This is a genomic window from Longicatena caecimuris (assembly GCF_004341945.1).
Classification (GTDB): Bacteria; Bacillota_I; Bacilli_A; order Erysipelotrichales; family Erysipelotrichaceae; genus Longicatena; species Longicatena caecimuris.
The window spans coordinates 92,521-116,836 of record NZ_SMBP01000008.1 but is presented as its reverse complement, the minus strand read 5'-3'; the positions used below and the strand labels follow the sequence as shown (position 1 = coordinate 116,836).

Here is a 24,316-nt window from a genome sequence, read left to right as displayed (position 1 = left end):
TCAGTAAGAATGATATAACATTTACTGCTACATGTTATATAACGATAAGTTCTTTTCATTGATAGTAAATATTTTTATTTCTCGTTTATATCAAAGGTTAACCTTTGTGCAAAATCCCTATTATGAATATAAAGACTTCTTTAAAGAAAAAGCATTTTGATCTTTTTAAAAATAAGTTTTCTTACCAAAAGGTATCCTCCATACGAATAAAAAAAGATCTCTTCTATCACACCATGCAATCACCACAGGAAGGATAGCAAAGAGATCCTATAAAGATTATAAACATAATTCTAACCCATCAACATCGTTCTATCTTCATACGATAGCGAATGCTTTATTCCACAGCCAGTAAGTGCAGATTAGAAACACCGCGGCATTCATTTAACAACTGCATTAAATCATCAATACCAGAATTCATTTCACTGATATCAAAGGAAATAACCACACTTGCCCAGCCATGAATCGGAATGTTTTGGTTAATGGTCAAGATATTAGCATTGGTTTTTGACATCACATTCAGCACCTCGGAAAGAATACCTTTATCATGATGCAACATCAAAGAGATGACTGCCTTACGAGCACTCATTCCTTTATCCGGAAGGAATACATAATCCTTGTATTTATAATAGGTGCCTCTACTGATACCGACACGTTTCACAGCTTCACTGACCTGCTTGACTTCCCCGTTTTGTAAAAGGCTGCGGGCCTCTATGACTTTATCTAGCACATCCGGTAAAATCGCACTATCTACTATATAATATTTTTCCATTATATCACCTCACATTGTACGCCATCATAGGTCGCATGCAACAAACGACAATCCCATGTAGGATATAGCATCTGTATTTGTTCTATGAGTTTCTTCGCATCTGTTTCTTCCTGTGTCAACGCAATCATCGTAGATCCACTGCCACTGATGAACATTGTAATCATATCTTGTTGTTGGCATAGTTTTTTTACTTCCTCATATTGTGGAATCAGATGCTTGCGATATGGTTCCTGCATCTTATCTGTACATGCTTTCCGCAAGATCAGCGGGTTACCGATTTCCATCGCCTTTGCTAAAGCCGCACAGCGCCCCATTTGATACGTAGCATCCGCATAGCTCATCTGATTTGGTAAGACTTCTCGTGCTGCCTTGGTATTGACTTCATAATCAGGAATCAATGTGACAAACAACAGATCTTTCTTGATGCCATAGCGAATCATATTCGGCTTTCCTTCTTCCATAAAGCTGACACAAAGACCTCCAAAGATAGCAGGTGCAATATTATCCGGGTGTCCTTCCATCTGTGTTGCCAAATCAAATAACTCATATTTATTAAGAGGACTTCCTACTAGTGCATTTGCCCCAGCCAATCCGGCAACGATGCAGGTGGCACTGCTGCCTAATCCTCTTGTATAAGGAATGTTGGTATCCATGGTAATGCGCAATCCTGTACAATTTTTCTGTAAATACTGCATCCCCTTTAAAAAGGCTTGGTAAATTAAGTTATCTTCATTACAATAAGCTTCTTCACTGCCTATGATTTCTAATCCTGTAGCGATTTCTTCAAAATAAACGGTTGCATATTCATCTAATGCCAAACCCAAACAATCATATCCTACACCTAAGTTAGCACTGGTTGCCGGCACAATTACCTTAATCATGGAACATCTCCTTTACTGTTTTTTCTACGTAATCACGCATATCCTCTTTATCAATTACATCCTCATGACGAATTTTTGCCCCTTGCAGCAACAATAAAGAATCCGGAATACGGGCACCGCTTTTTCGCTGTAATTCTTCCATACAAGCAAATTCATCCTCATTGCTCTGTTGGAAAATAGCGTTTTCCACTGCCGGAGCAAATTTATACGGACTGGCCGTTGCCAGTAAGACACAAGGTGTCGCATCATTTTTTTGATAATCCTTCATCACCTTATAACCAACAGCTGTATGAGGATCTAATACATATCCCTTTTCCTCATAAAACTCTTTCATGATTGCAGCACATGTTTCATCATCACAATAGCCACCGTAAAAATCTTTTTGAATATCTTTAAATATATCACTGCGTACCTGATAAGAACCTTTTTCTTCTAAAGACTTCATCAGTTCATGAATATAGTCTGCATCTTTTCCGCTCTTATAATACAACAAACGTTCCAGGTTACTGGAAATTAAAATATCCATACTTGGTGATATGGTTTTAAAGAAAGAACGGTTACGATCATAAATACCCGTGGTTAAAAAATCATACAGCACATGGTTGGCATTGCTGGCAACCAGGAAACGTTTTACGGGAAGTCCCATACATTTTGCATAATAGCCGGCTAAGACATTGCCATAATTACCGGTTGGTACACAGAAATTAATCTCTTCGCCGAAACGAATCTTACCTTTGCGTACCATTTCCTTATAAGCAAATACATAATAAACAATCTGCGGTATCAAACGGCCGATATTAATTGAGTTTGCGCTAGATAATGTCGTATTCATCTCATTCAGACGCTCTTTCAACTCTTGATCTTGGAAAATCTTTTTTACATTCGATTGCGCATCATCAAAGTTTCCCTGAATAGCACAAACTTTTGTATTTTGTCCACTTGTTGTCACCATTTGTAATTTCTGCATATTGCTGACACCATGATCCGGATAGAACACTGTGATACCAATATGTTCAACATCTTTAAAGCCTTCCAAAGCAGCTTTTCCCGTATCACCACTGGTTGCTGTTAAAATCATCACATCTTTGCCTTTACAGCTTTGAATAGCAGTTGACATTAATTGTGGCAACATACGCAATCCCACATCTTTAAAAGCACAGGTAGGTCCATGGAACAATTCCAAAACAGGTACATCTTTGGCAATATGAAGAGGGGTAATATCATCGTTATCAAAACGATTGGCATAGGCATCCTGTACACATTTTTTCACTTCCTCTTCCGTGAAATCCGGAAGTAATGCAGACAGAATAGTTTCAGCCATTTGCGCATACGACATTTCCATCATATCGCGGATTGGCAGCTTTACTTCATCCAATCCATCGTATACATATAGACCGCCATCATCCGCCATACCAGCTAAGATAGCTTCTTTCGATGTCCGCTTTATATCTTTATTACGAGTACTTGTATATATTTTCTGCATCCTTTTTTCCATATCTTTAATTCTCCTTTTTTCATCTTGCAATTCTTATTTTACTATGATACAATGTTCGCAATATAAAAACAAGTGTTTTTATTAAAAAGACAAAAAATTTTAAAAAGGAGGATTTCCATGAATATAGCAATACTTGGTTTTGGAACGATCGGCAGTGGTGTTTATGAAATTATTGAGCATGCCACAACACCAGAAACGAAAGCTTTGCATGTAACACACATTCTGATACGGAAAGGAAAACCTAAAACCCTTCCTTATATGTGTGATGATATTGAAACCATACTCAACGATCCTGCTTTGGATGTTGTCGTAGAAACCATGGGAGGTTTAGAGCCGGCCCATACTTATATCCTACAGGCATTACAGGCCGGAAAACATGTCGTCACGGCAAACAAAGTGGTTGTCGCAGCCTATGTAAAAGAATTTCATGAATGTGCCAGTGAAAATGATGTAAACTTCTATTATGAAGCCAGCACCGGAGGTGGTATTCCATGGATTCAAGGTCTGGAAAAAGCCTTGCGTATTGATCAGGTCAATCGCATTCACGGCATTTTTAATGGAACCAGCAACTTCATTCTAGATCATATGCAGCGTTACCAGGCAACCTTTGATGAAGTATTAAAGGAAGCACAACATTTAGGATATGCCGAAGCTGATCCTAGCGCGGATATCGATGGCTTTGATATTTGCAATAAACTGCGTATTTCCGCATCCATTGCCTATGATTATCATGTCCCTGATAACTTTCCGGTATTTGGGATCCGCACCATCACCAAAGAAGATGTCCAGTATTTTAAATCCTTAGGTATGGCCGTTCGTCTGATAGCCAAAACCAAACGCCAAGGAAACACCTACAGCTGTGTCGTAGAGCCTATTTTATTTAAAGAAAATCAGTTGGAAGCAAATACGATGGATAATTACAATCTGATTACCTTGCATGGTGATACGATTGGTGATTTAAAGTTTTTTGGACAAGGGGCCGGAAAACTGGCAACGGCCAATGCTGTAGTACAAGATATCCTTGATATCCTGGAAGGCAAAGCCCATCGCGTCTTGCATTTCCAAAAAGAAATGCAGTACGATACGACATTGTGTAACCGTGATTATATTGTACGCTGTGATAAATCCTTACGTCCGATGTTACATCATTTATCTTATGACAGCAGTACCTTTGATAAATATCTACATGTAAAAAATGTCGAGGTTGCCCATATGCATGAACTGATGAAAGAAATCTTAAAACACGATGCTACAGCCTTTATGGCAAGCATCCATGATCATAGGGAGGAATTATAATGTTAAAGATTGCTAAATTTGGAGGGTCATCTGTCGCTAATGCCGCACAGTTTGCAAAGGTTAAGCATATTATTGAAAGTGATGAAGCGAGACGTTTTGTTGTCGTCAGCGCAAGTGGCAAAGAGCATAAAAAAGACAACAAAGTAACAGATTTATTATATCTGATAGAAGCTCATCTGAAATATAGTGTAGATTATCTATCCTTGTTCGATTTGATTAAAGAACGCTTTATTTCTATTAAAACCGATTTAGGACTACAATACCCTATCGAAGAGGATTTGGCTAAGTTACAAAGTGAGCTAAGCAAATCGATGTCTACGGATTATCTGGTAAGCCGTGGTGAATATCTGACCGCAAAATTAATGGCGGAATATTTAGGTTTCCCTTTTGTTGATGCCAAAGATATCATCACCTTCCGCTATGATGGCAAGATTGATTTTGATGCCACAAAATATCGTTTGGATAATTTTCTAAAATCCCATGACTGCTTTGTCATTCCAGGGTTCTATGGTGCTTTGCCAGATGGTACAGTAAAAACAATGGCACGTGGAGGAAGTGATATTACAGGATCTATATTAGCACGCCTATTAAATGCCGATATGTATGAAAATTGGACAGATGTATCCGGCATTTTGATGGCTGACCCACGCATCGTGACACACCCAAAACGTATTCATACGATTACTTATAGCGAATTGCGTGAATTGTCTTACATGGGTGCCAGTGTCCTACATGAAGAAGCCATCTTTCCAGTCAAAGAAAAAAATATACCTATCAATATCTTAAATACAAATCATCCGGAAGAAGGCGGAACGATCATCGTCGAGGAAATCAAAGAAAAAGATTCTGATCAGATCATTACCGGAATTGCCGGAAAGAAAAACTTCACTGTGGTAGCTATTTATAAAAATCATATGTCCGATGAAGTCGGTATCATTCGACGTGCATTGGAAGTTTTTGAAAATTACCGCATTTCCATTGAACATATTCCAAGTGGCATTGATTCCTTTAGTATTGTTGTAAATAGCGATGATGTCAAGGATGTCATCTACGATATTGTAGGCGATATCAAAAGAGCCTGCAATCCGGATAATGTGAAAGTCATTGACCACATCGCCTTGATTGCGACTGTTGGTCGTCAGATGATGTATCGTCCCGGTATTTCCGGACGTTTGTTTGCCGTACTAGGTAAGCATAATATCAACATTCGTATGATTGCACAGGGCAGTGATGAAATCAACATTGTTGTTGGTGTAGAAGATAAGGACTTTGAGAAAACCATTTCGGCTATCTACAATTCCTTTGTTATTGAATAGGATAGAAAGAAAGGAAGGATTGTATATGAGAACATATAATGTGGCTATTTTAGGTGCTACAGGTGCCGTTGGTCAGGAAATGATCAAAATCTTAATGGAACGAAACTTTCCCATCAATGAATTACATTTATTAGCCAGCAAGCGCAGTGCCGGTAAAAAAATGGAAATCAATGGGAAAGAGTATAGCATTGAGGAAACAACCGAGCAAAGCTTTCAAGGGATGGATATCGTGTTAGGTGCTGCGGAGAATGATATTGCTAAGCGCTTTTTACCGAAAGCTGTAGAAGCTGGTGCCGTTGTTGTGGATAACAGCTCAGCCTATCGTTTAGACCCCAATGTACCATTGGTGATACCAGAAGTAAATCCAGAAGCCGTTGCCTCACATAACGGCATCATCGCCAATCCAAACTGCGCAACGATCATTGCTTTGGTAGCTTTAGCACCACTGCATCGCTACGCAAAGGCAAAACGCATGGTCGTATCAACGTATCAGGCGGTTTCTGGAGCCGGGGTAAACGGTATTCGAGAACTGAATCAGCAAGTTGGCGCAATCGCCCATGAGAAAGAAGTAGAAGTTTCTACTTTCCAATATCAGATTGCCTATAATCTGATTCCTCAAATAGGTGGCTTTAATGAAGCGGGATATTCCAGTGAAGAAATGAAAATGCAAAATGAAGGAAGAAAGATCATGGACAATCCTGATCTTTGTGTGAATTGTACATGTGTTCGGGTTCCGGTATATCGTTCCCATTCCGAATCAATCATGGTTGAATTCGATAAAGAAATCAGCGTTGAAAAAGCCAGAGCCTTGTTGCAAACTGCTCCAGGTGTGAAATTAGTTGATGATCCTGAACATCAAAAATATCCTATGCCATTAGATACCACTGATCAAGATTTGGTATATGTCGGCCGTATCCGTGAAGATATGAGCAACCATACCAACGCATTAAGTTTTTGGTGCTGCGGCGATCAAGTTAGAAAAGGGGCGGCAACGAATGCTGTTCAGATTGCCGAGCTGGTAATTGCACAGATGGAAAAATAATTAAGACGTGAAAAAACCTGTATTTCGTAAATATGCACAGATGTCATTCTGCCATACCACGATCATACAGGTTTTTTACTATTCGTTTTTGTAGGAATCCTTTTCAATCAGCATGGGCTGAAAGCGTCGTGATAAGGATACCATCATAATAAGAAATGGCAGTGCCAGCAATATACAAAAGAATGCTGTTAATTTTCCTTGCAAAAACGTTTCAATAACTTCTTTCATCCGGTATCCCTCCATTCATACTGTTAGGATACTCCTTTTTCTTGATTATAATATTAATTTTATATGAAGATTTTATGAAGAGTACGCACCGTTAGAAATTAGGCTTCTTCGGTAGCAATTTCGCGATTTGCATCACTTTCAACATCCTGCATAGTTTCTTCAGTTTGTGTAGGAACAACATCCTGATCCTGGGTTTCTGCGATAGCATCATCCAAGCATAATGCAAGTATTTGATTTAGATTTCCAATTTTTGAGATAATAAAACCGATACCATAGCAACCAAAAGCATATGCGAAGAAAGGGGCACAATTGCTGAAATAAGCATTTAGCATATCTTTGATTTCTAAGCTGGCACTTTGACTGTAGGTAACAACTGATTCATACGTAATATAGAAATAAAATGCGGCAATTCCCAGAAACACAACAGATGCTACATAAAAAACGATACTAGCTTTCGAGATTTTAATCTTATTTTTTGACATTAACATTCAACCTTTCTTTTATTCGGATTCTATTATCTACTATAAATATGTGATGAGTGTGTGCATCATGTGATTTCTAGACGAATTTTATGATGTAAGGCTTTTCACATATCTTGTTCGTTATCGTCGCAAGCTTTGCACTGCAACAAGCAATGCATAAGCGTTTTGTCTTCTTTCCATTATGGATAGCTTTTTTATAAGATGGAATGCATCATAAGAAAATTAAAAAAACTATGGATAAATTAAAAAAAATATAGTATTATTATAAAGCATAAATGAGCAGCCGTGGTGGAATGGCAGACACGCTATCTTGAGGGGGTAGTGGGCGTATGCTCGTGTGAGTTCAAGTCTCATCGGCTGCACCAATGAAAATCAAAAAAGATGTTTTAGGGTTACCTTAAATATCTTATGAAAGAGCAAGTCCTTTCAAAAGGACTTTTTTTCTACTTACTTTCTTTTTCGGTGATGCCAAAACATCCTTATAACATAGCTTTCATGTAAGAGCATTCTACACTTATCAAAGGCTTTTCCTACATCCTGTGTGATTCATGAATTCATCATATATCATCTGCTATATAGCCTTTATTTATGCACAATTGCGCAATCGAAATAGCTAAATTTCGTTGTGTTTTTTCTCGCCATTATATACTGTAAAGAAACTGTTTTACGGATATAATTTTTTCATTTTCTACTAGACAAATGTTTTAAAATAGTTTATTATATATAAGCACTCAATTAAGCAGGAGTGGTGGAACGGCAGACACGCTGTCTTCAGGCGGCAGTGCGAGCAATCGCGTGAGAGTTCAAATCTCTTCTCCTGCACCATATCGTGAGTGAAGCGCTCTATATCAGCGCTTTTTTTATACTCTTTTCCTTACATGAATTATCTCATGTAAATGGTGAAATTTTTTTAAAGTAAAAACTGAGTTATGTTTAGTGCTTACTTTCATATCATACCATAAATATAGCAAATAAATGAGTCTTATATTTTTTAATATTCTTTTGTATACTGTAAATGTTAGAAAGAGGTGGAAACATGGGAACTTTATTATAATTTTAAATTATAGAATAAAAAAGGAGGATTAAAATTAAAAGATTGGTTATAACCGTTTTTAGTATAATGACTTGTCTATGGACCAGGGGGAACAGTTACTGATATCAATAAATTCACTAGTTATTATACTGTGGTTCGTCAAACTAACTTTTATAAATAAAAAAATTATGAGAAAAAATTTATTTTCAGCAATATTAAGATATTCAAGTTTTGCAAGTCTCATTGTAGCAATTATAGCAATTTTATTAAAATTTGATATAAATTTACAAATAAATTATTTTCAATTTTGTTTATTTTTGATAGTTTTTTCTAACTTAATCAATATAGCAAGAGAAAAATCAATTATCAAACATCCCCTTCTATATCTTGCTTATTTTACTTGTATTATATATGCTATTTTGATTATATTTATTTTGTAAACTATGGGTATTAAATTTACTATTTTCTAATTCTAATAAGTGAAACAGGATAGATTGACCAAGCAAATACTTGGTCAATTTTTATCTTTTCAAGTATTACATTTTTGATTATTGTGACTACCTATGTAAAACAATGGCAAATAGATAATCCAGAGGAAAAACCAAAAAAATGTATTCAAGAAAATAGTTTATCTAAGAATACGGTTTACAAAGGGTAATAGTAATTTTAACCATGTTACGTCATTTTCCTTCCCTTCAGCTATCAGCTTTCACATAGCAAGATATCTGCACGATAACCTGTCATTCCATAGGCACTACACTGGAATTAGCAAAAATCGAACAGCTTTTCGCCTTGTTCATGCGCAAGCTGGAAGCCTATGAACAATTGCTTTAAGTAGAAAATGCTGCCTAATGCGTGCCTTTATATGTCAAAATGATAAATAGCATACTTGCTATGCTTTTGCAGTAGCTTTATTCGCAATAGCTTTAAAGATATGAAAAATCAGGGTACTGATGAGAAAGAAAAGACCTGCAAAAAGAAATGATAAGCGAGCTCCTGCACCATAAATAAATCCTGCAAACAAAGCTCCGGCAATCATGCCAAGACTTTTCATCGCATTATAAAAACCCATGACCTGATGACTGTTTTCCGTATTACCTTCCCCAGCACATACATCCTGTAATAGTGGAATATAGATGGCATTAAACGCAAAGAAAAGCAGATTGACAACCATGAATGGAACCATGTGCGTGGTAAAGGTCATCATCACAAGTAAGATGCCGGCTCCTGCTAAAACATAGCGCAGGGCTTTTTTTACATTTCCGCGTTTCATGATCCACATACAGATCGTCGTATTTGCGAATAAAGATACAAAACCAACAACTGCTTTTAATGCGCCATTGTAAGAAGATGGGAAACCGAACTGATCTTTAATGAAATAGTTGAAATTTTGATCATATGCCGTGGTTGCACAAGATGTTAGAAAGACAACAAAAAACAATAGCACCATGGCCACGTTTAAAAAGTGGCGTGCATCCAAAAAGGCTTGAAAAGGATTGATATCTTTAAAAGAAATAGTATGCGTTTTTGCTTTATCGGGATCAGCTTTTAAAAACAAAGCAAAAAGAACTCCGGCTGCCACCAAGGTCAGACTTTGCATAACAAAAGTCGCAAACAAGGAATAAACACCCATGATACCGCCTATCAAATAACCAAAAGCCGCAAAAACTGTTGGGATGGTGGCAGATAAAGCAAGATAGCGACCTCTTTGTTCAAGTGTGGCATGGGCAATGATATAAGTCAAAAAGCTCACCATGATACCACCAACAAAGAAGCCGGATAATAAACGTGCAACCATGATCAAAGGAAGTGTTTTACTAAGAGCAAACAGCATTTGTCCTGCGCCATAGCCCACGCAACATATGCCCAATACACGCTTACTGCCTAAATGATGTACCTGATTTGCCCATAATGGCGAAAACAAGAAATTCGTAAATGCCATGCCGGCATACAATAAACCAAAAGAATAATCCGGCAGCTGTAATTGTTGAATCAATGTCGGTGTGATGGGATGGGCAAAATTCGCAGCCATGCTTTCCATTGCAACCAGTAAAAAGAAAACGACAAAATGATACTTTTGAAATGTTTGTCTGATTTGCATATTGTTACCTCATCTGTAGTTATTGCTTAACTGTTGCTTTCTATCTAAATAACAGCATTATGATACACTACTTTTCCTACAACATGCAATCCTAAAACATTCTTATGATAAGGAAATCTTTGTAAAGGCCATACTGCTGATGTACGAAGATACTTATCACTATAAAGTAAGAATGTAGCGTTTCATTAAAAAAGCGATTCACCATCACGATGATCCGCTATCTTATAAATATGAAGTGCAAATAAATTACTATTTTTTCTTTTTCCCTTTTACCTCTGGCAACTCCTCATACATTGCCTCAAAAAGGCCCATTAAAAAAGCTTTATCATCAATTTCATTTACCAATAGCATTGCTTTCGCCCCTGCATATGGCAGTTCATAGGTAGCTGTCGGCATATACTTCACTGCTGATTTTATCGGTTTTACAAGTAATCGATCATCATAAATACCGCCTACGATCTTGCCACGGTAATAGATGATGTATTCCTTCATCATTGCGCGATATGTGATATCCTCTAGCGCAGACAATTGTTCTAAAACATATTGTAAAAAGCTTTTACTAGATGGCATGCTTTCACCTCTCATTCTTATATGGTACGGTATGCTTATTTCACTGCCAGTCTTTGGTATAATGCTTTTCTTTGCAAGCCATTTTGTTTGCTCATTTTATACCAATTTCGATGCGCCGCCAAGATATATAATCTTCTTGGAAAGTAGCTTGGTTCCACATAAAAATCCTCAATGCATCGCTTATCAGAAATAGCTTCAGCAAACTGGCGGATGCCTTTTCCTAGTTGTTATTGGGGCCTTGATCAAGAGGAACCTTTTTTAAAGTGCCAAGCATTTCACCGGCTCCTATGGCAAGTCCTCCTCCATAGAAAAATCCCATCTTGCTGCACCAATTCTTTACAATTTCCAGCAAAACATTACCTTGTTCACTTTCATAAAAACCAAGGTTAGTTATTACATAAACGGGTAATTGTGCAAACTGTCCTTGATATCGAAGATACATCTGTTCCATAAACTCCATGACTTGGGCAGGAACACCATCTACATATACCGGCATACCTATCACACAGGCATCCGCTTTTTGAAGCAGATCTTTCATAACATTTAGATCTTTTCGTTGATAAAGTTGTACGCTTTCATATGAATCTTTTAGTTGCGTTTTTAATAAATTTAAAAAATGATTTGAATTACTCTTGCTTTTGCGTAAGCTACCATTCAGTAATAGAATCATATCTTTTTCCCATACCTTTCTCATTCCCTACGACTTTTTAAATGCATATTGATGTCAAAATGATGAATATAAAAATTAGTTACTTCTTATATCACTAGCTCTTTAAGCTTCTCATAACTATCTACAAAACAAACTTGTTTTAATATGCCGTTAAAATTTTGCACATTTGCTTCTACCAATAGTTTAGCGGTTTTCTTTTCATTTTCAGATAGATCTTCTCCATAAAAAAAAACACGGAATTGTATCGTATTATGATATCTTACTTTATGATGCATTTCTCCTTGGCGTATCTCGAAAAAAGGAAGAAAATATGCGATAGAGCGATCTATAACATTTTTTATAAAAGAACTATAGCTGCCAAACAAACATCGGCTAATAATCATCAACTCGTCTGTGTTACCAAAAAGAGCACCTATTTTTTGATATTCATCTTGTATAACACACTGCCCCGGTGTTTTCGTCCAACAACCAAAGCAGCCCACGCATGGATGGATGACCTTGGTATGATCGATGATTCTTGTATTATTATCTAAAGGAAGAGCAAACGTGCTCCATTCCGCTTGTGCTAAATCATGCAGTATTACCTTCATATCATTTCCCCTTATCATTTTCATTTCATCTGTTTGTATCCTTAATTGTTAGTATTCTATTCCATCTGTTAGTATAAAAGCGCATCAGCCTTTCAAGAATAGGAACAACACTTCCTTATTTTTGCTTACGATAGCGCTCCCCATCTAAGAAAAACATCGTAAATGTTGCACGTGATAATAAGATTTCTTGATCGTTAAAAATAAACACTTCATATACACCTGTCGTTCTACCAGCAGATATTTCCTGTGCAATGCCGATCAGCTTACCGCCTTTTCCCGGTTTTATATAATTGATGGTACCCGAAAGCGTAACACTATCGCGCCCTGTCGCAAAGCTAGCTGCTCCAGCAGCTGTGTCAGCTAAGGAATACAATGCTCCGCCATGAACAAAGCCATGAACATTCAAAATCTGTTCATCTATAATCATCTCCACCTTAGCATAGCCTTCTTTTACTTCAACAACATGCATATCGTTGCTTTGTAAAAACTGGCTGGAGGAGTTTAAACGTTTCTTCAAGTCTTCCATTGATGCCATAAGAAAACCTCCTATCTCAGCTATAGTATAGCATGATAACAAGGAATTATAAAAGGGATACAAAACGTTTCTTGATACGCACATATTTACCAATAAAATGAATCAATTTGATTTCTTTTGAAGACATCCATTGACGAAAACTTCCTTTGTGTCGTATGATAAAGAAAAGAAAGCAGGGATCTTATGCTAAGCAAAGAACGTTTATTTCGCATTATGGAAGTAATTGAAGAACAATCTTTTGTCACCATTAGTGAATTGATGGAATTTTTAAATGCCAGTAAATCTACGATCACCCGTGATTTAATGGAGCTAGAGCGACAGGGATTGATTCAGCGTGAACGCGGTGGAGCGATTCGTAAAGAATTACCACAGACTTTAAGCAGCAGTACCGATTTACCGGTAATGAATAAAGAAAACATTCATTTTGCTGAAAAAGAATTGATTGGAAAAGCAGCGGCTGAGATCGTGAAGAATGGTGAATGTATTTACCTTGATTCCGGTACAACCCCAGTTGCCATGCTGCCCTATCTGAAAGATAAAAACATCAAATTGGTAACAGCCAGTACTTATTTGGTAAGAAAATTGCCGAAACGTTTTAAAGGGGAATTGTTTCTGATCGGCGGTCATTATATTCCCGATTATGATATGAGCGTCGGTTTTGTAGCCATTGAAGATATTAATCGATTTCATTTCGATCAGGCTTTTTTCTCAGCAAGCGGCATTGATTTAGAAAGTGAAGAAGTCATGGCTGTTGATTTAGATATCAGTGCTGTGAAAGCCGCTGTATTAAAACGCTGTCGCAAAGCACATATATTGGCCGATGCCAGCAAGCTGCAAGTACAAGCCTTAGCCACCTGGGCACACACAACCGACTTTGATACGATTTTCATGAATGCGCCAACCACCGTTGAGCAATTGCCGGATAATTTTCATGTATGCAAAGAATGATTTTCTAAAACCAGTTGAATGATCACCACATACAAATAAAGAATAATCCTAAAAGCTAGCTTACTTTTATTTTCTAAGAAGATTCACAATCTTTGCCAATACCTTTTGTTTGTATTCCCCAAGTTGAATTAAAAAACACAGGCAACCTGTTGTATGGATATGCTTTCTAAACAGCTCTCCTTAAGGTTTCCTGTGTTTTCGTTTATGCAATGGATCGTAAAATTATTTGTGTAAAAGCTTTGGCCTGGCGCAGATCATTTTCATCTGGATGTGATAGTGCCATATCAAAATTATCGAGAATCCGTTCTATTTTCTTTGGATCTTCTTTTGCTCGCTCATAGCGTTCTCTTAATTCCATCGGCATTTTTCCCTGACACATAAAACCATCCACATAAGTACAATCATCTTCAATAAATGCACTGACTCGCTGTAAGATCATATCATAGTATTCTGCACTGCCGCCAAAGCCACATGTACCGAATAACACGATTTGTTTATTATGCAAGGATGAAAAATAATCTAACAATGCGCTTGGGCAGCTGCCTTTATCCGTCCAGAATCCGGCAAAAATAACATCCGCATCTTTTGTCGCATCCATATCCGGAATTCCGAAATAAAGCATATCCTCTGCCGGAATAACCTGCGCAATCGCCTCTGCCACACGTTTTGTATTTCCTGTGTGACTACAATACACAACAGCGTACTTCATTACCGCCATCTCCTTTTTCCTATATGAATATTGTAACACTTTTTACAGGATTGGAAACATCATTTTCTTTATGATACGCATCACCACGATTTCTTACATAGCATGCTCATGCAGTAGTTATTCAAATGGATATATCATGCCCCATTGTTTTCTTACTTCCCATAAAAGCTTTGTCACATCATAGCTCAACTGCAAAGTTTCGTTTTGCCCAGTTCTTACGGCCTCTTCCATATCACGAATCTCATAACACAATGCCAATGCACTTTCTCCATCCTTCATCATTTCTTCATGACCATCTTGTGTCATTTTCCACGTCGCTTTATCTCCTCTAGGGTATTCACATAACTCCAAGTAACCAAGTTCACCCGCTATAACAGCGCGTTTAGGAAGCTTTGCGCGCATTGTTAAGGTAATGGTCGCCATTTCATCTTCTTTATTGCGTAAGATGATACCGCTCATCTCATCTACTCCGGTTTCAAAAGGAAGCATATCTGTTTTAATGATATGCGGCTGTGCATGCAGAAAATAACGGGCAAGGCTTATTGCATAGGTTCCGATATCCAATAAGGCTCCACCTGCCAACTCTTTCGCAAAGAATCGATTGGTAATATCATATTCTTTACAACTGCCAAAATTTATCTGCAACATTTTTAATTTTCCAAGTTTTCCACTCTCAATGCGTTCTTTCGCTTTCTTCATGATCGGCATATGAAAAATAGTCATCGCTTCCATCAGAATCAGCTGATGTTTCTTTGCGAAAGCCATAGCCTCTTCAAGTTGTTGTGCATTTACTGTAATAGCTTTTTCACATAAGACATGCTTATGATGTTGAAGTGCCTGCATGATATATTCAAAATGATTGGAATGTGGTGTAGCAATATAGACGATATCCACATGTTCATCTTGCATTACTTCATCAATCGTATAAGCGTGCGCGATTGTGTATTGCTTTGCGAACGCTTCTACCTTTTTCGGATGACGTCCTGCAACCGCATAGATAGTCCCATGTTCCTGTAATAATGCCTGTGCCATTTGATGAGCGATGACGCCCTGTCCTAAAATACCCCAATTCATCACTTAAACCTCCTTCTCCAACAAAAGAAAATCATCCTCTTTGCCAATCAATGCTTTCGTTACTTCTTCTGTTAACAGACTTGTATCAATCACACCGGCAATTTTCTTTAGCTCTTGATTCAATTGCACACTGTCTTGTACGTTAGGAAAGCGCACATCTGCTAATACATTACCATGATCACTCATTAGCAGCCCGAATTTTCCATCACTTGTTCGAGGATGAAAACTTCCCTTTAATTCTTCAACCCTGCGCTTCACATAGGCATAGCTATCTTCTAACAACTCTAAAACAATCGGACATGTAAAACGTAAGGTATCACTCAATTTGTCTTCCGTTGCCATAAGGATATACTCATCTGCCATATGCGCAATCAGCTTTTCCCTTGTATGAATGCCTCCACCGGATTTTAACGCATGCAAATGGCGGTCAATTTCATCACAACCGTCAAATGCGACATCCACATGTGATACCATACGCAGCGGCAGCAGTGGCAATCCTAAACGAACACAAAGCTTTTCTGTTTCAAAAGATGGTGTTACAACCTTTACCGCCAATTGTTTTTCTGTGATAAATTTTGCCAATGTCCCAATCGTTGTTCCCCCACCTAAACCAATGAGCATTCCATCCTTAATAAAGGTTAATGCCGCAAACGCAGTTCTTTCTTTACTATTCATAACAAGTCATCCTCCATTTTTTGATATTGTTCCATCACAAATGCTCTTTGGGCAATTCCTTTACAAAAAGCACTGGCACTACCACAAGCAACACCCCAACGTAAAGCTTTTTCATACGTTTTTTCCTTTAACCAACCATACAAAAAACCTGCAACCAGGGAATCCCCAGCTCCTACCGAATTAACAACTTTTCCCTTTGGACTCGCTATACGATACACTTCATTTGTTTCACTTACCAACATAGCCCCCTTATCTGCCATGGATATGATAACATTTCTAGCTCCTTCCATTTGTAATTGCCGTGCACATGTGACAAGGTCTTGTTCTTGTAAGTCCGCTAACTGAAACAGCTCTTGTAATTCATGATGATTGGGCTTAATTAAGAATGGATGCTGTGGTAATGCCTGACGTAGAGGTTCACCAAAAGCATCCACAACTACATCAATTTGCTTATCATGAAGTTTCTCCATTAATACTGCATAAATATTTGCTGGCACTTGTTTTGGTAAATTCCCTGATAATACTAAGATATCATTTGGCTGTAAGAGTTCCAGCTTTGCATATAGCTGATACAAATGGGCCGAGGTAATAAGAGGTCCCTGTCCATTGATTTCACTTTCCTCCTGCGCATGAATTTTGACATTGATGCGGGTAAAACCATCTTCTATAGGAATAAAATCTGTCCTGATTCCTTGCTGCTCAATACCTTTTTTTAACGCCTCTCCCGTAAAACCAGCAAAAAATCCTAAAGCAGTGGAGGGTATACCTAAATGTGCAAGCATCATCGACACGTTAATTCCTTTCCCTCCATAGATAATATCTTCTTCCTTGGTGCGGTTGATTGCTCCCTTACATAAGGCATCCAGTGTGATGACATAATCAATTGATGGATTTAAAGTAACGGTGTAGATCATATTGCCACCTCGATAACTTCTGTTTCTTCCTTATATTCATCAGGAATTCCTTTACTAGTGATGATGATTGCATCACTGATATCGGCAGTGCTCATTGCCGTGCAAAGATTAAATTTTGATGCATCGGCTAAAACATAGCATTTTTGAGCATGCTTCATCGCTTCACATTTTACATAAGATTCTTCCATATCCGGCGTCGTAAAACCATTCTCAATGGTAATGCCATTTGTACCTAAAAACGCTTTTGTAAAATTATATTTTTGTAAGGCACTGACAGCACCCAAACCAACAACGGCCATGGTCTTTGCTTTTATTTCCCCAGCTAAGATAAAAACCTTCATTCCCTTGATTGCCAGACGTTCACTTAGATATAAACTATTCGTCACATAGACAGCATCTTTTTCTTCAATAAATTCTGCCATATGTAAGATCGTACTGCCAGCATCCAAATAAATAAAATCATGAGGTTCTATTAAGGTTGCGGCATATTGTGCTAGTCGTCTTTTTTCCTCTATATGTTCTTGGGAACGCTGTGTGACATCGTTCTCTATCGGTGCATACTCCTTTTGTAATAAGGTTGCTCCTCCATGGACCTTACGTAGTTTTTTCATCTTATGCAAAGACACCAGATCTCTTCGTATCGTTGATTCTGATATATGCAAAGTTTTCGTCAGTTCATTCACTGTTACCGTCTTCTTTTCCTGTAGCAACTGTAGTATTGCCGCAAATCGCTCTTCTGCTAACATATCCTAATTACCTCCTAAGTAACTACAGTTTATCGCCTATTTCAGTCAATGTCAATCTATATCAATCAAAATTAATCATGAATTCGTGTGATATCCGTCAATTCCAAGCATATATTGCTTCCTTCTGCAAGAATGTTGTTTTATGATGTTCCTATGTAGTACACACTGTTTTCTCGCTTTTAAAAGCATTTTGGATATGCTCTATTCTTATGTATCACTTTACATAGCACTTTCCCAAACTCCTTTTCTTGTTGATTACTTTATCAGTTCTATCCATTGTACACTCTTCGTTTATCGCATTGCATAGCAGATGATAATCTTCTTTTCTTACACATATTGAAAAGAAAATCATATTCCACAAAAAAACACGATTTCGCTAATCGTGCTTTTTTTCATCCTTAACGATGTTTGATTTCAGGAAAAGCTTTGTACAAAGACTTGGCAATTCCGTCCTCATCATTACTAGCCGTAATTTCATTTGCAATCAATTTAATTGGTTTTACAGCATTCCCCATGGCTACTCCATGTCCGGCATACTGCAGCATTGTAAGATCATTCATCTCATCCCCAAAAGCGATGATTTCTTCTCTTTGAATTCCTAAACGTTCTGCAATTCCTGCCAGGGCCTTTCCTTTATCAATTCCATTCGATACCACTTCAATATAGAAAGGAGCAGATGTATAAATACTCAGGCGATCGCCAAAGGGCAGCTTAAAATCCTCAAACTGCATCTTCAGATATTCAGGGGGTGCACTGATTAAAAATTTATTTGGCTCAAAATCAACAAATGTCCGTAAATCATCTACCACCATTGTTTTCATATTCGTCGCATGTGCCTCATATTCCAATTGATAAGTATGCGGATCATCGACAACTACATATTCACCTTTATTCACCATAATACCCAGATTCAATGCTTTAGCATTATTGATAATTGGAAGAATATACTTTTTATCTATGGTCTTGTTATAGATAACCTGCTGATTGGGATAATCACAGACATGCGCACCATTATAGCTTAACAAATACCCTTTGAAACGATCCATTTCTAGAATCTTGGCCTCTCGATATAAACCTGGTGTTGGTCGCCCACTGGCTAACACGATGCTAGCTCCAAGTTTTTGTGCTTCTATCAAAGCTGTTCTGGTTTCCTCAGATATTTCCTTCTTACTGTTTGTCAAAGTGCCATCCATATCCATAACAATTAATTTATAACCCATACAAATCTCCTTTCAAAAAAAACCTTACGCGAGCAAAACTGCGCAAGGCTTTCTCTCTTATACTCTTGACAGAATGAAACGGCAATTTCCTTTTACTCTTACACTGCCTGTTCCAGCTGTTGCGAAAATGCTGTCTCCCTTGCGGATACTCAGCATCGTATCATCACTTTCAATCGTTCCTTCCCCATCAACGATAACGAAAGAAGCAAAGCTTTCTTCATCCACCTTAACACTGCATTCACTTTTTACCTCATAAATATAAGTCGTAAAGTAATCACAGGATGCCATCATGGCTACCTGATAGCCATCATATGTCTTAACTTCACCACAAGGCTTAAAATCACTTTCTAATGGAGTCAGATTTGATACATCAATAGCTTTATCAATATGCAATTCTCTTGGTTTTCCATCAGCACCAACACGGCCAAAGTCATATACACGATAGGTCGTATTTGAATTTTGCTGAATCTCACAAATCACGATACCTTCACCGATGGCATGAATGGTACCAGCCTCAATGAAGAATACATCTCCCTTGTGTACAGGGACACTCTTTAATACATCTAGTAATGTATTATTTTCAATACGTTCACGGAATTCTTCCTTTGTGATTTCTTTATTTGTTCCATAATACAGGGAAGCCCCTTCTTCTGCATCCAGAATATACCACATTTCGGTTTTCCCATATTCTTTTTCTACGCGCATTGCGTATTCATTATTTGGATGAACCTGAATGGATAAGTTCCCCTTTGCGTCAATAAATTTAATTAAAATAGGGAAATTCTCAAAAGCCGCACCTTTTGTACCAAGTGCTTCTTTTCCCAACTTCTGCAAATAATCGCCAAACAGCATTCCTTGATCCTCACCACTGTCGACAATACTTTGCCCATCCTTGTGCGTAGAAAGTTCCCAGCTTTCAGCGACAATGTCTAAATCACTTTTTTTGTTGTAGTTTTCCTTTAACTTTGTGCCTCCCCATAAATAATCCTTAAATGCAGGGAGCAATCGTACCATTGCCATAATTAAATTACCTCCAATTTCTTTAATGCTTCAAATATACCTTCTTCTTTGACTGTGCCTGTTACCATATAAGCAACATCATCCAGCAGTGGATCGTGTTTGCGCATAGCTATGCCATACCGCACACTGGCAAGTAGTTCCACATCGTTATCACCATCACCAAAAGCATAAGTTGCCTCATAAGGTATTCCATAATACTCCATGATAGCTTTTGCGCCAACACCCTTATGCACCGCTTTTTTCCCAATATCCAAGGTGTCACAATTTCGATGTAGGCTCATCTGATAATGCGGACGTAATAACTGCTCGCTTTTTTGCAAGGATGAACGATTGCCAAATGCTAAGGTTATCTTAGAAATACATCCATGCACCTGCTGCAAATTCTTATACTGGACAAAATTGTCTTCCGGAAGCTGAAAATTATCCATAAAATGCAGATAACTTGGATCCTTTAAATCTTTTACATAACAGAAATCATTACTTTCCAGTATGTAATTAATACCATGCGCATCCATATAAGCAATCAATGCCGCAAGCTCCTCATCTTCAAAGATAACTTTATGAATCACTTTACCATGCACTGTGACATATGCCCCATTACATGTGACATAACCATCCAGATGCAAATCCTTCGCACCGCTTGGGATATAACTCAATGCTCTTCCTGTGGCTAATACACACAGATATCCCATATCCTGCAATCGGGAAATCGTCTTTTTTGTGATATTACTTGGTACATAAATCGCATCACGCTCATCTACCAGCGTACCATCGTAATCATACAATACCAAACCTTTTACCATATTCATCCTCCATGGTTTAATTATAGGAGAAATACGGTTTGATTGCAATGTATTTAAGAAGGAATTCAGGAAAAGCAAGTATAGCGAAAAGCATAGCTAACCGATCATGAACAGCTTCCATCTGCATCAGATAAAGAATCGTTTCTTTGCATAAGAAAATAATTATAAGATGCGTAGCAACAGCATGAATTCGCTATGAAGATGGATAAACGCTTTCTGTTCTTTTTCCAACCATATTGCATTTCCTCCCTATTTTCTGCTGAAATGAGAATTGTACAAGCATCGCTTACATGCTAAAATAAAACCATGAGAAGAGGGATAGGATGGAGATAAAAGCAGTGTTTTTTGATATTGACGGTACTTTTTTTGACCATCACAGCAATCAGGTGTTACCGGAAACGATGGATGCGATCAGACAATTAAAAGCAAATGGTTATAAGGTAGCTTTATGTAGTGGACGCGCAAAAGAAATGGCAGAGCAGTTAGGAGTCTTGCAACTGTTTCCCTGGGATGGCTATGTTGGTGGTGCGGGTGTCAGCGTATATGATGAACAAATGAACATCATTTTTGAAGATACTTTTACAGCAGCGCAATGTGAGCGCATCTTTGCCTTAGGGAAGGAATATGATATATGTATTAATTCTCATGGCAAATATGAGTTTATGACAAAACCGTTAAATGCCTATTCCAAAGCTGCGTTTGATCAATTTCATTGTCAAGTACCTATTGTGAGAGAGTGGGATCATGAACCTTTAGTTGCGTTAAGTGCCTATGAAAAACCTGGCTTTGACTGGCATATGTTTGATGGTATTGAAGGCATAGAAGTGCAGCATCCATCTTTAACATGTGTGGATTTTATGAAGACAAGTGTAAACAAAGCAAGAGGTATCGCTCATCTGATGAAATACTGGCAATTGCCGGCTCATGCTTACTTGGCCTTTGGCGATTCTATGAACGATTTGCAAATGATCCAAGAGGCAGGAATTGGTGTTGTCATGGGCAATGGACATGAAGAATTAAAAAAACACGCAGATGAAGTGATTGGTCCCAGCTGGGAGCCTTCTCTGCGTGATTATCTCCTTATGCATCATTATATTGATGATAAATAAAACTATTCTACGATTTTATATACTTCATTAATATGTTTTTTAATATCCTGAATGGTTTTTTGGGGGGATTTTTCAAAAGTTTCCTTTTGATTCAAGGCGTATTCTTTCATAGAATCGCCTTTTTTATCATATAGTGAATATATGTATGGTTTTTTATAATATTCTTGAAAGGCATGTATCCATTCTTCATCACTATGTAATTCTAAAAGCTCTTGAACGACCTCTTCTGAATAATCATTGACTTTTTGTGCAACTTCTTTTGTGACATCTTGCGGGTGTAATTGAAAGGCTTTTTCACGACTCATAATATAGGCATTCATGCTGTTACCATCTTTATCAAAGAAATTATAATTACCCGGATTTTGATAAAACTTTTCTAATACCTGTTGCATATGTACATTCGAGGCAGGCTGTTCCTGAGAATGTCCATACGTAGCATATCGCCAAAACAGAAATAAGCCAATTGCCACAATTACAGCACTCATCCCCAATCCTATTTTCTTCATTTCATCACCTTCAAGCTATTTTGTTAATATACATTACTAGTATACCATAAATATAGGTGTCTTTTACAAATACACATAAGGAAAAGGCTCCGTAACGAGCCTTTATTCATAAACTTTTATCTCATTTTTTGGTGACACGATGTTATAAACATGCACAACATCGCCGTTTTCATTTAGAAAATTCAAGCTAATTGTTACATATGAACTTTTAGCATCACTTTTTGTATGCAAATACGTAAGAACGGCTGTTTCTGTAATCTTCTCTTTTATCTTAACTGTCGTATTTTCTTCAAATAATTGTACGCTGTATACCTCTTCCCCTGTATACGAAACGGTGTCTTCCCCATCTTTTACACTGATTGTAAAACGATATTCATCTTTAAAGATTCCATATTCATTCCATGCTTCGATCATCTCTGGTATTTTTATTACCAACTTTGCCTGTAATTCATCCTTTTTCAAGACGGCATCTGTCATTTTGATATCTTCTATGGCAGCAATTGGATGTAGCGTAACTTGATGATTATTCACAAAACTTTTATCAATGCAGATGGTATCTTCCTTTCCTTGGCTCTTGCTTACTTTATTATCCGTAGGCTGCTTAGTTTGACAGCCTACCAGCATCGTAAGAGCTAATGCTCCAATGCCTAATGATTTCATAAATTTTGTCATATGTTTAACTTCCTCTCCATTTGATGATGTTATTATATGGAATACTTCCATCATAATTTTTTCATCATCTTTTTTCTATTTCCATGCTCTATATTCTATTGAACGTATTTTATCATACAACGTATATTGTGCAAGATAGTTGGCAACAAACGGCTTGTTTCTGACATGGATTGGTCTTTCAGTCACTTACTGCTAAAAAGAATCTGTCATAAATGTTGTCATATAGTTATTAAATTCATGTTCCACTGTTTTTTGTTTTTTTCTCGATAATGGCAGCCATCTTCCATCTTTTAATACAATGCGACCGGTATCTATATATTTGATATAGCGCATATTTACATACTGTCCTTTCATATTAGAGCAAAAATCATCATTAGGATACTTCTCAAAAAAAGTTTTAAAAGAACCTCTTACGCGATATGCTTCATGATGACAATTGATGATAAGATAATGCCCCTCTGATAGTAAACTATCAATATCATTTAGACGAAGTACGGTTTGCTTCCCTTCAAATGTAATTGGCACAAGAATCGTTTGCTTTCTTATCTTATCCATAACATTTTGTATCGCCAATGGAAACTCTTCATCAAAATAATTTTTTGATACATAAGCTGACGCTTGATACTCATACCCTTTTCGAGCAAATTCTTCATGCGTTGTCAAAAAAATGATATTTACATCCTGGTGTCTTAATTTTAATTGCTTGGCAATTTCAAAACCTGTACTATGCTTTAATTCCACATCTAGTATATACAGATTAAATTTTTCATCTGGTAAACTATCATCATCACATACAAACACCTTTACTTTACTAAAGTTATGAAGAATATATGTTTTCACCTGTTGTGCATAATCAAGATCATCTTCGCAAATACACACATTTATATCTTGCATTAGCATCACCCACTTTAT

Annotated in this window: 26 protein-coding genes and 2 tRNA genes; 7 read left to right on the top strand and 21 right to left on the bottom strand. The window is 37.4% G+C overall.

What is annotated here, in order from left to right; all coding sequences use genetic code 11:
* Nucleotides 1-334: 334 nt before the first annotated feature.
* From EDD61_RS06500 to thrC, 3 genes are read right to left on the bottom strand one after another with little or no spacing between them, the layout of a single operon-like run.
* A complete protein-coding gene (locus tag EDD61_RS06500) occupies nt 335-769 on the bottom strand; it encodes an ACT domain-containing protein (protein ID WP_008690788.1) in 435 nt (144 codons plus the stop codon).
* A complete protein-coding gene (thrB, locus tag EDD61_RS06495) occupies nt 769-1,650 on the bottom strand; it encodes a homoserine kinase (RefSeq protein WP_132224628.1) in 882 nt (293 codons plus the stop codon). The genes EDD61_RS06500 and thrB overlap by 1 nt, the downstream gene beginning before the upstream one ends.
* On the bottom strand, nt 1,643-3,145 hold the full coding sequence (gene thrC / locus EDD61_RS06490; protein WP_132224626.1) for a threonine synthase: 1,503 nt from the start codon (nt 3,143-3,145) through the stop codon (nt 1,643-1,645). The genes thrB and thrC overlap by 8 nt, the downstream gene beginning before the upstream one ends.
* Nucleotides 3,146-3,262: 117 nt before the next feature.
* On the opposite strand from thrC, the gene EDD61_RS06485 reads away from it, so the two are divergent.
* Genes EDD61_RS06485 through EDD61_RS06475 form a run of 3 tightly spaced genes read left to right on the top strand, consistent with a single transcriptional unit; the run spans nt 3,263 to nt 6,799 of the window.
* Entirely contained in the window at nt 3,263-4,441 is a 1,179-nt protein-coding gene (locus EDD61_RS06485; RefSeq protein ID WP_132224624.1) for a homoserine dehydrogenase, read from the top strand.
* On the top strand, nt 4,441-5,757 hold the full coding sequence (locus EDD61_RS06480; protein ID WP_008690780.1) for an aspartate kinase: 1,317 nt from the start codon (nt 4,441-4,443) through the stop codon (nt 5,755-5,757). The genes EDD61_RS06485 and EDD61_RS06480 overlap by 1 nt, the downstream gene beginning before the upstream one ends.
* A gap of 25 nt (nt 5,758-5,782) precedes the next feature.
* Nucleotides 5,783-6,799 carry an aspartate-semialdehyde dehydrogenase gene (locus EDD61_RS06475; protein ID WP_132224622.1) on the top strand — a complete coding sequence of 339 codons (1,017 nt, stop codon included), beginning with the start codon at nt 5,783-5,785 and terminating at the stop codon, nt 6,797-6,799.
* 78 nt (nt 6,800-6,877) lie between these two features.
* On the opposite strand, the gene EDD61_RS13790 is transcribed toward EDD61_RS06475, so the two are convergent.
* Entirely contained in the window at nt 6,878-7,027 is a 150-nt protein-coding gene (locus EDD61_RS13790; protein WP_008690778.1) for a hypothetical protein, read from the bottom strand.
* Between the two features lie 98 nt (nt 7,028-7,125).
* The gene (locus EDD61_RS06470) at nt 7,126-7,509 is read right to left on the bottom strand and encodes a hypothetical protein (RefSeq protein WP_008690777.1); all 384 of its coding nucleotides are present in this window, start codon (nt 7,507-7,509) and stop codon (nt 7,126-7,128) included.
* A gap of 279 nt (nt 7,510-7,788) precedes the next feature.
* Here EDD61_RS06470 and EDD61_RS06465 point away from each other — a divergent pair.
* Together EDD61_RS06465 and EDD61_RS06460 are read left to right on the top strand one after the other, a co-directional pair.
* Nucleotides 7,789-7,874, top strand: a tRNA-Leu gene (locus EDD61_RS06465).
* A gap of 374 nt (nt 7,875-8,248) precedes the next feature.
* Nucleotides 8,249-8,334, top strand: a tRNA-Leu gene (locus EDD61_RS06460).
* Between the two features lie 1,100 nt (nt 8,335-9,434).
* Here the strand turns inward: EDD61_RS06460 and EDD61_RS06455 are convergent.
* From EDD61_RS06455 to EDD61_RS06435, 5 genes are all read right to left on the bottom strand, one after another.
* On the bottom strand, nt 9,435-10,643 hold the full coding sequence (locus EDD61_RS06455) for an MFS transporter (protein ID WP_132224620.1): 1,209 nt from the start codon (nt 10,641-10,643) through the stop codon (nt 9,435-9,437).
* 249 nt (nt 10,644-10,892) lie between these two features.
* On the bottom strand, nt 10,893-11,213 hold the full coding sequence (locus tag EDD61_RS06450) for a TfoX/Sxy family protein (RefSeq protein ID WP_132224618.1): 321 nt from the start codon (nt 11,211-11,213) through the stop codon (nt 10,893-10,895).
* A gap of 220 nt (nt 11,214-11,433) precedes the next feature.
* A complete protein-coding gene (locus EDD61_RS06445; protein ID WP_207900993.1) occupies nt 11,434-11,883 on the bottom strand; it encodes an NAD(P)H-dependent oxidoreductase in 450 nt (149 codons plus the stop codon).
* Nucleotides 11,884-11,969: 86 nt separating this feature from the next.
* Entirely contained in the window at nt 11,970-12,473 is a 504-nt protein-coding gene (locus EDD61_RS06440) for a flavodoxin family protein (protein WP_132224616.1), read from the bottom strand.
* A 115-nt stretch (nt 12,474-12,588) separates the two neighbouring features.
* A complete protein-coding gene (locus EDD61_RS06435; protein ID WP_008690769.1) occupies nt 12,589-13,008 on the bottom strand; it encodes a PaaI family thioesterase in 420 nt (139 codons plus the stop codon).
* A 183-nt stretch (nt 13,009-13,191) separates the two neighbouring features.
* On the opposite strand from EDD61_RS06435, the gene EDD61_RS06430 reads away from it, so the two are divergent.
* Entirely contained in the window at nt 13,192-13,956 is a 765-nt protein-coding gene (locus EDD61_RS06430) for a DeoR/GlpR family DNA-binding transcription regulator (protein ID WP_132224614.1), read from the top strand.
* A 202-nt stretch (nt 13,957-14,158) separates the two neighbouring features.
* Here the strand turns inward: EDD61_RS06430 and bilS are convergent, their stop codons facing one another.
* The 8 genes from bilS to EDD61_RS06390 all read right to left on the bottom strand — a co-directional run bounded on the left by bilS (nt 14,159) and on the right by EDD61_RS06390 (nt 21,117).
* On the bottom strand, nt 14,159-14,665 hold the full coding sequence (gene bilS / locus EDD61_RS06425) for a flavodoxin family protein BilS (protein ID WP_008690765.1): 507 nt from the start codon (nt 14,663-14,665) through the stop codon (nt 14,159-14,161).
* A 117-nt stretch (nt 14,666-14,782) separates the two neighbouring features.
* Nucleotides 14,783-15,739, bottom strand: a complete 957-nt coding sequence (locus EDD61_RS06420) for a Gfo/Idh/MocA family protein (protein WP_132224612.1) — start codon at nt 15,737-15,739, stop codon at nt 14,783-14,785.
* A gap of 3 nt (nt 15,740-15,742) precedes the next feature.
* On the bottom strand, nt 15,743-16,414 hold the full coding sequence (rpiA, locus tag EDD61_RS06415) for a ribose 5-phosphate isomerase A (RefSeq protein WP_008690761.1): 672 nt from the start codon (nt 16,412-16,414) through the stop codon (nt 15,743-15,745).
* Nucleotides 16,411-17,328 (bottom strand): 1-phosphofructokinase, encoded by a 918-nt coding sequence (gene pfkB, locus EDD61_RS06410; RefSeq protein WP_132224610.1) that lies wholly within the window; start codon nt 17,326-17,328, stop codon nt 16,411-16,413. Before pfkB ends, rpiA begins: the two co-directional genes overlap by 4 nt.
* Nucleotides 17,325-18,074: a DeoR/GlpR family DNA-binding transcription regulator gene (locus EDD61_RS06405; RefSeq protein ID WP_008690759.1), complete on the bottom strand. Its 750-nt coding sequence runs from the start codon at nt 18,072-18,074 to the stop codon at nt 17,325-17,327. The genes pfkB and EDD61_RS06405 overlap by 4 nt, the downstream gene beginning before the upstream one ends.
* Before the next feature lie 398 nt (nt 18,075-18,472).
* Nucleotides 18,473-19,294 (bottom strand): Cof-type HAD-IIB family hydrolase, encoded by an 822-nt coding sequence (locus tag EDD61_RS06400; RefSeq protein ID WP_117548031.1) that lies wholly within the window; start codon nt 19,292-19,294, stop codon nt 18,473-18,475.
* Nucleotides 19,295-19,351: 57 nt separating this feature from the next.
* On the bottom strand, nt 19,352-20,314 hold the full coding sequence (locus EDD61_RS06395) for a type I phosphomannose isomerase catalytic subunit (RefSeq protein ID WP_008690757.1): 963 nt from the start codon (nt 20,312-20,314) through the stop codon (nt 19,352-19,354).
* 2 nt (nt 20,315-20,316) lie between these two features.
* On the bottom strand, nt 20,317-21,117 hold the full coding sequence (locus EDD61_RS06390) for a Cof-type HAD-IIB family hydrolase (RefSeq protein ID WP_132224608.1): 801 nt from the start codon (nt 21,115-21,117) through the stop codon (nt 20,317-20,319).
* 323 nt (nt 21,118-21,440) lie between these two features.
* On the opposite strand from EDD61_RS06390, the gene EDD61_RS06385 reads away from it, so the two are divergent.
* Nucleotides 21,441-22,226: an HAD family hydrolase gene (locus EDD61_RS06385; RefSeq protein ID WP_008690755.1), complete on the top strand. Its 786-nt coding sequence runs from the start codon at nt 21,441-21,443 to the stop codon at nt 22,224-22,226.
* Between the two features lie 2 nt (nt 22,227-22,228).
* On the opposite strand, the gene EDD61_RS06380 is transcribed toward EDD61_RS06385, so the two are convergent.
* From EDD61_RS06380 to EDD61_RS06370, 3 genes are all read right to left on the bottom strand, one after another.
* Nucleotides 22,229-22,732 (bottom strand): hypothetical protein, encoded by a 504-nt coding sequence (locus EDD61_RS06380; protein WP_132224606.1) that lies wholly within the window; start codon nt 22,730-22,732, stop codon nt 22,229-22,231.
* A gap of 102 nt (nt 22,733-22,834) precedes the next feature.
* Entirely contained in the window at nt 22,835-23,404 is a 570-nt protein-coding gene (locus EDD61_RS06375) for a hypothetical protein (protein ID WP_132224604.1), read from the bottom strand.
* Between the two features lie 192 nt (nt 23,405-23,596).
* On the bottom strand, nt 23,597-24,298 hold the full coding sequence (locus EDD61_RS06370) for a LytR/AlgR family response regulator transcription factor (RefSeq protein ID WP_132224602.1): 702 nt from the start codon (nt 24,296-24,298) through the stop codon (nt 23,597-23,599).
* Between the last annotated feature and the right edge of the window lie 18 nt (nt 24,299-24,316).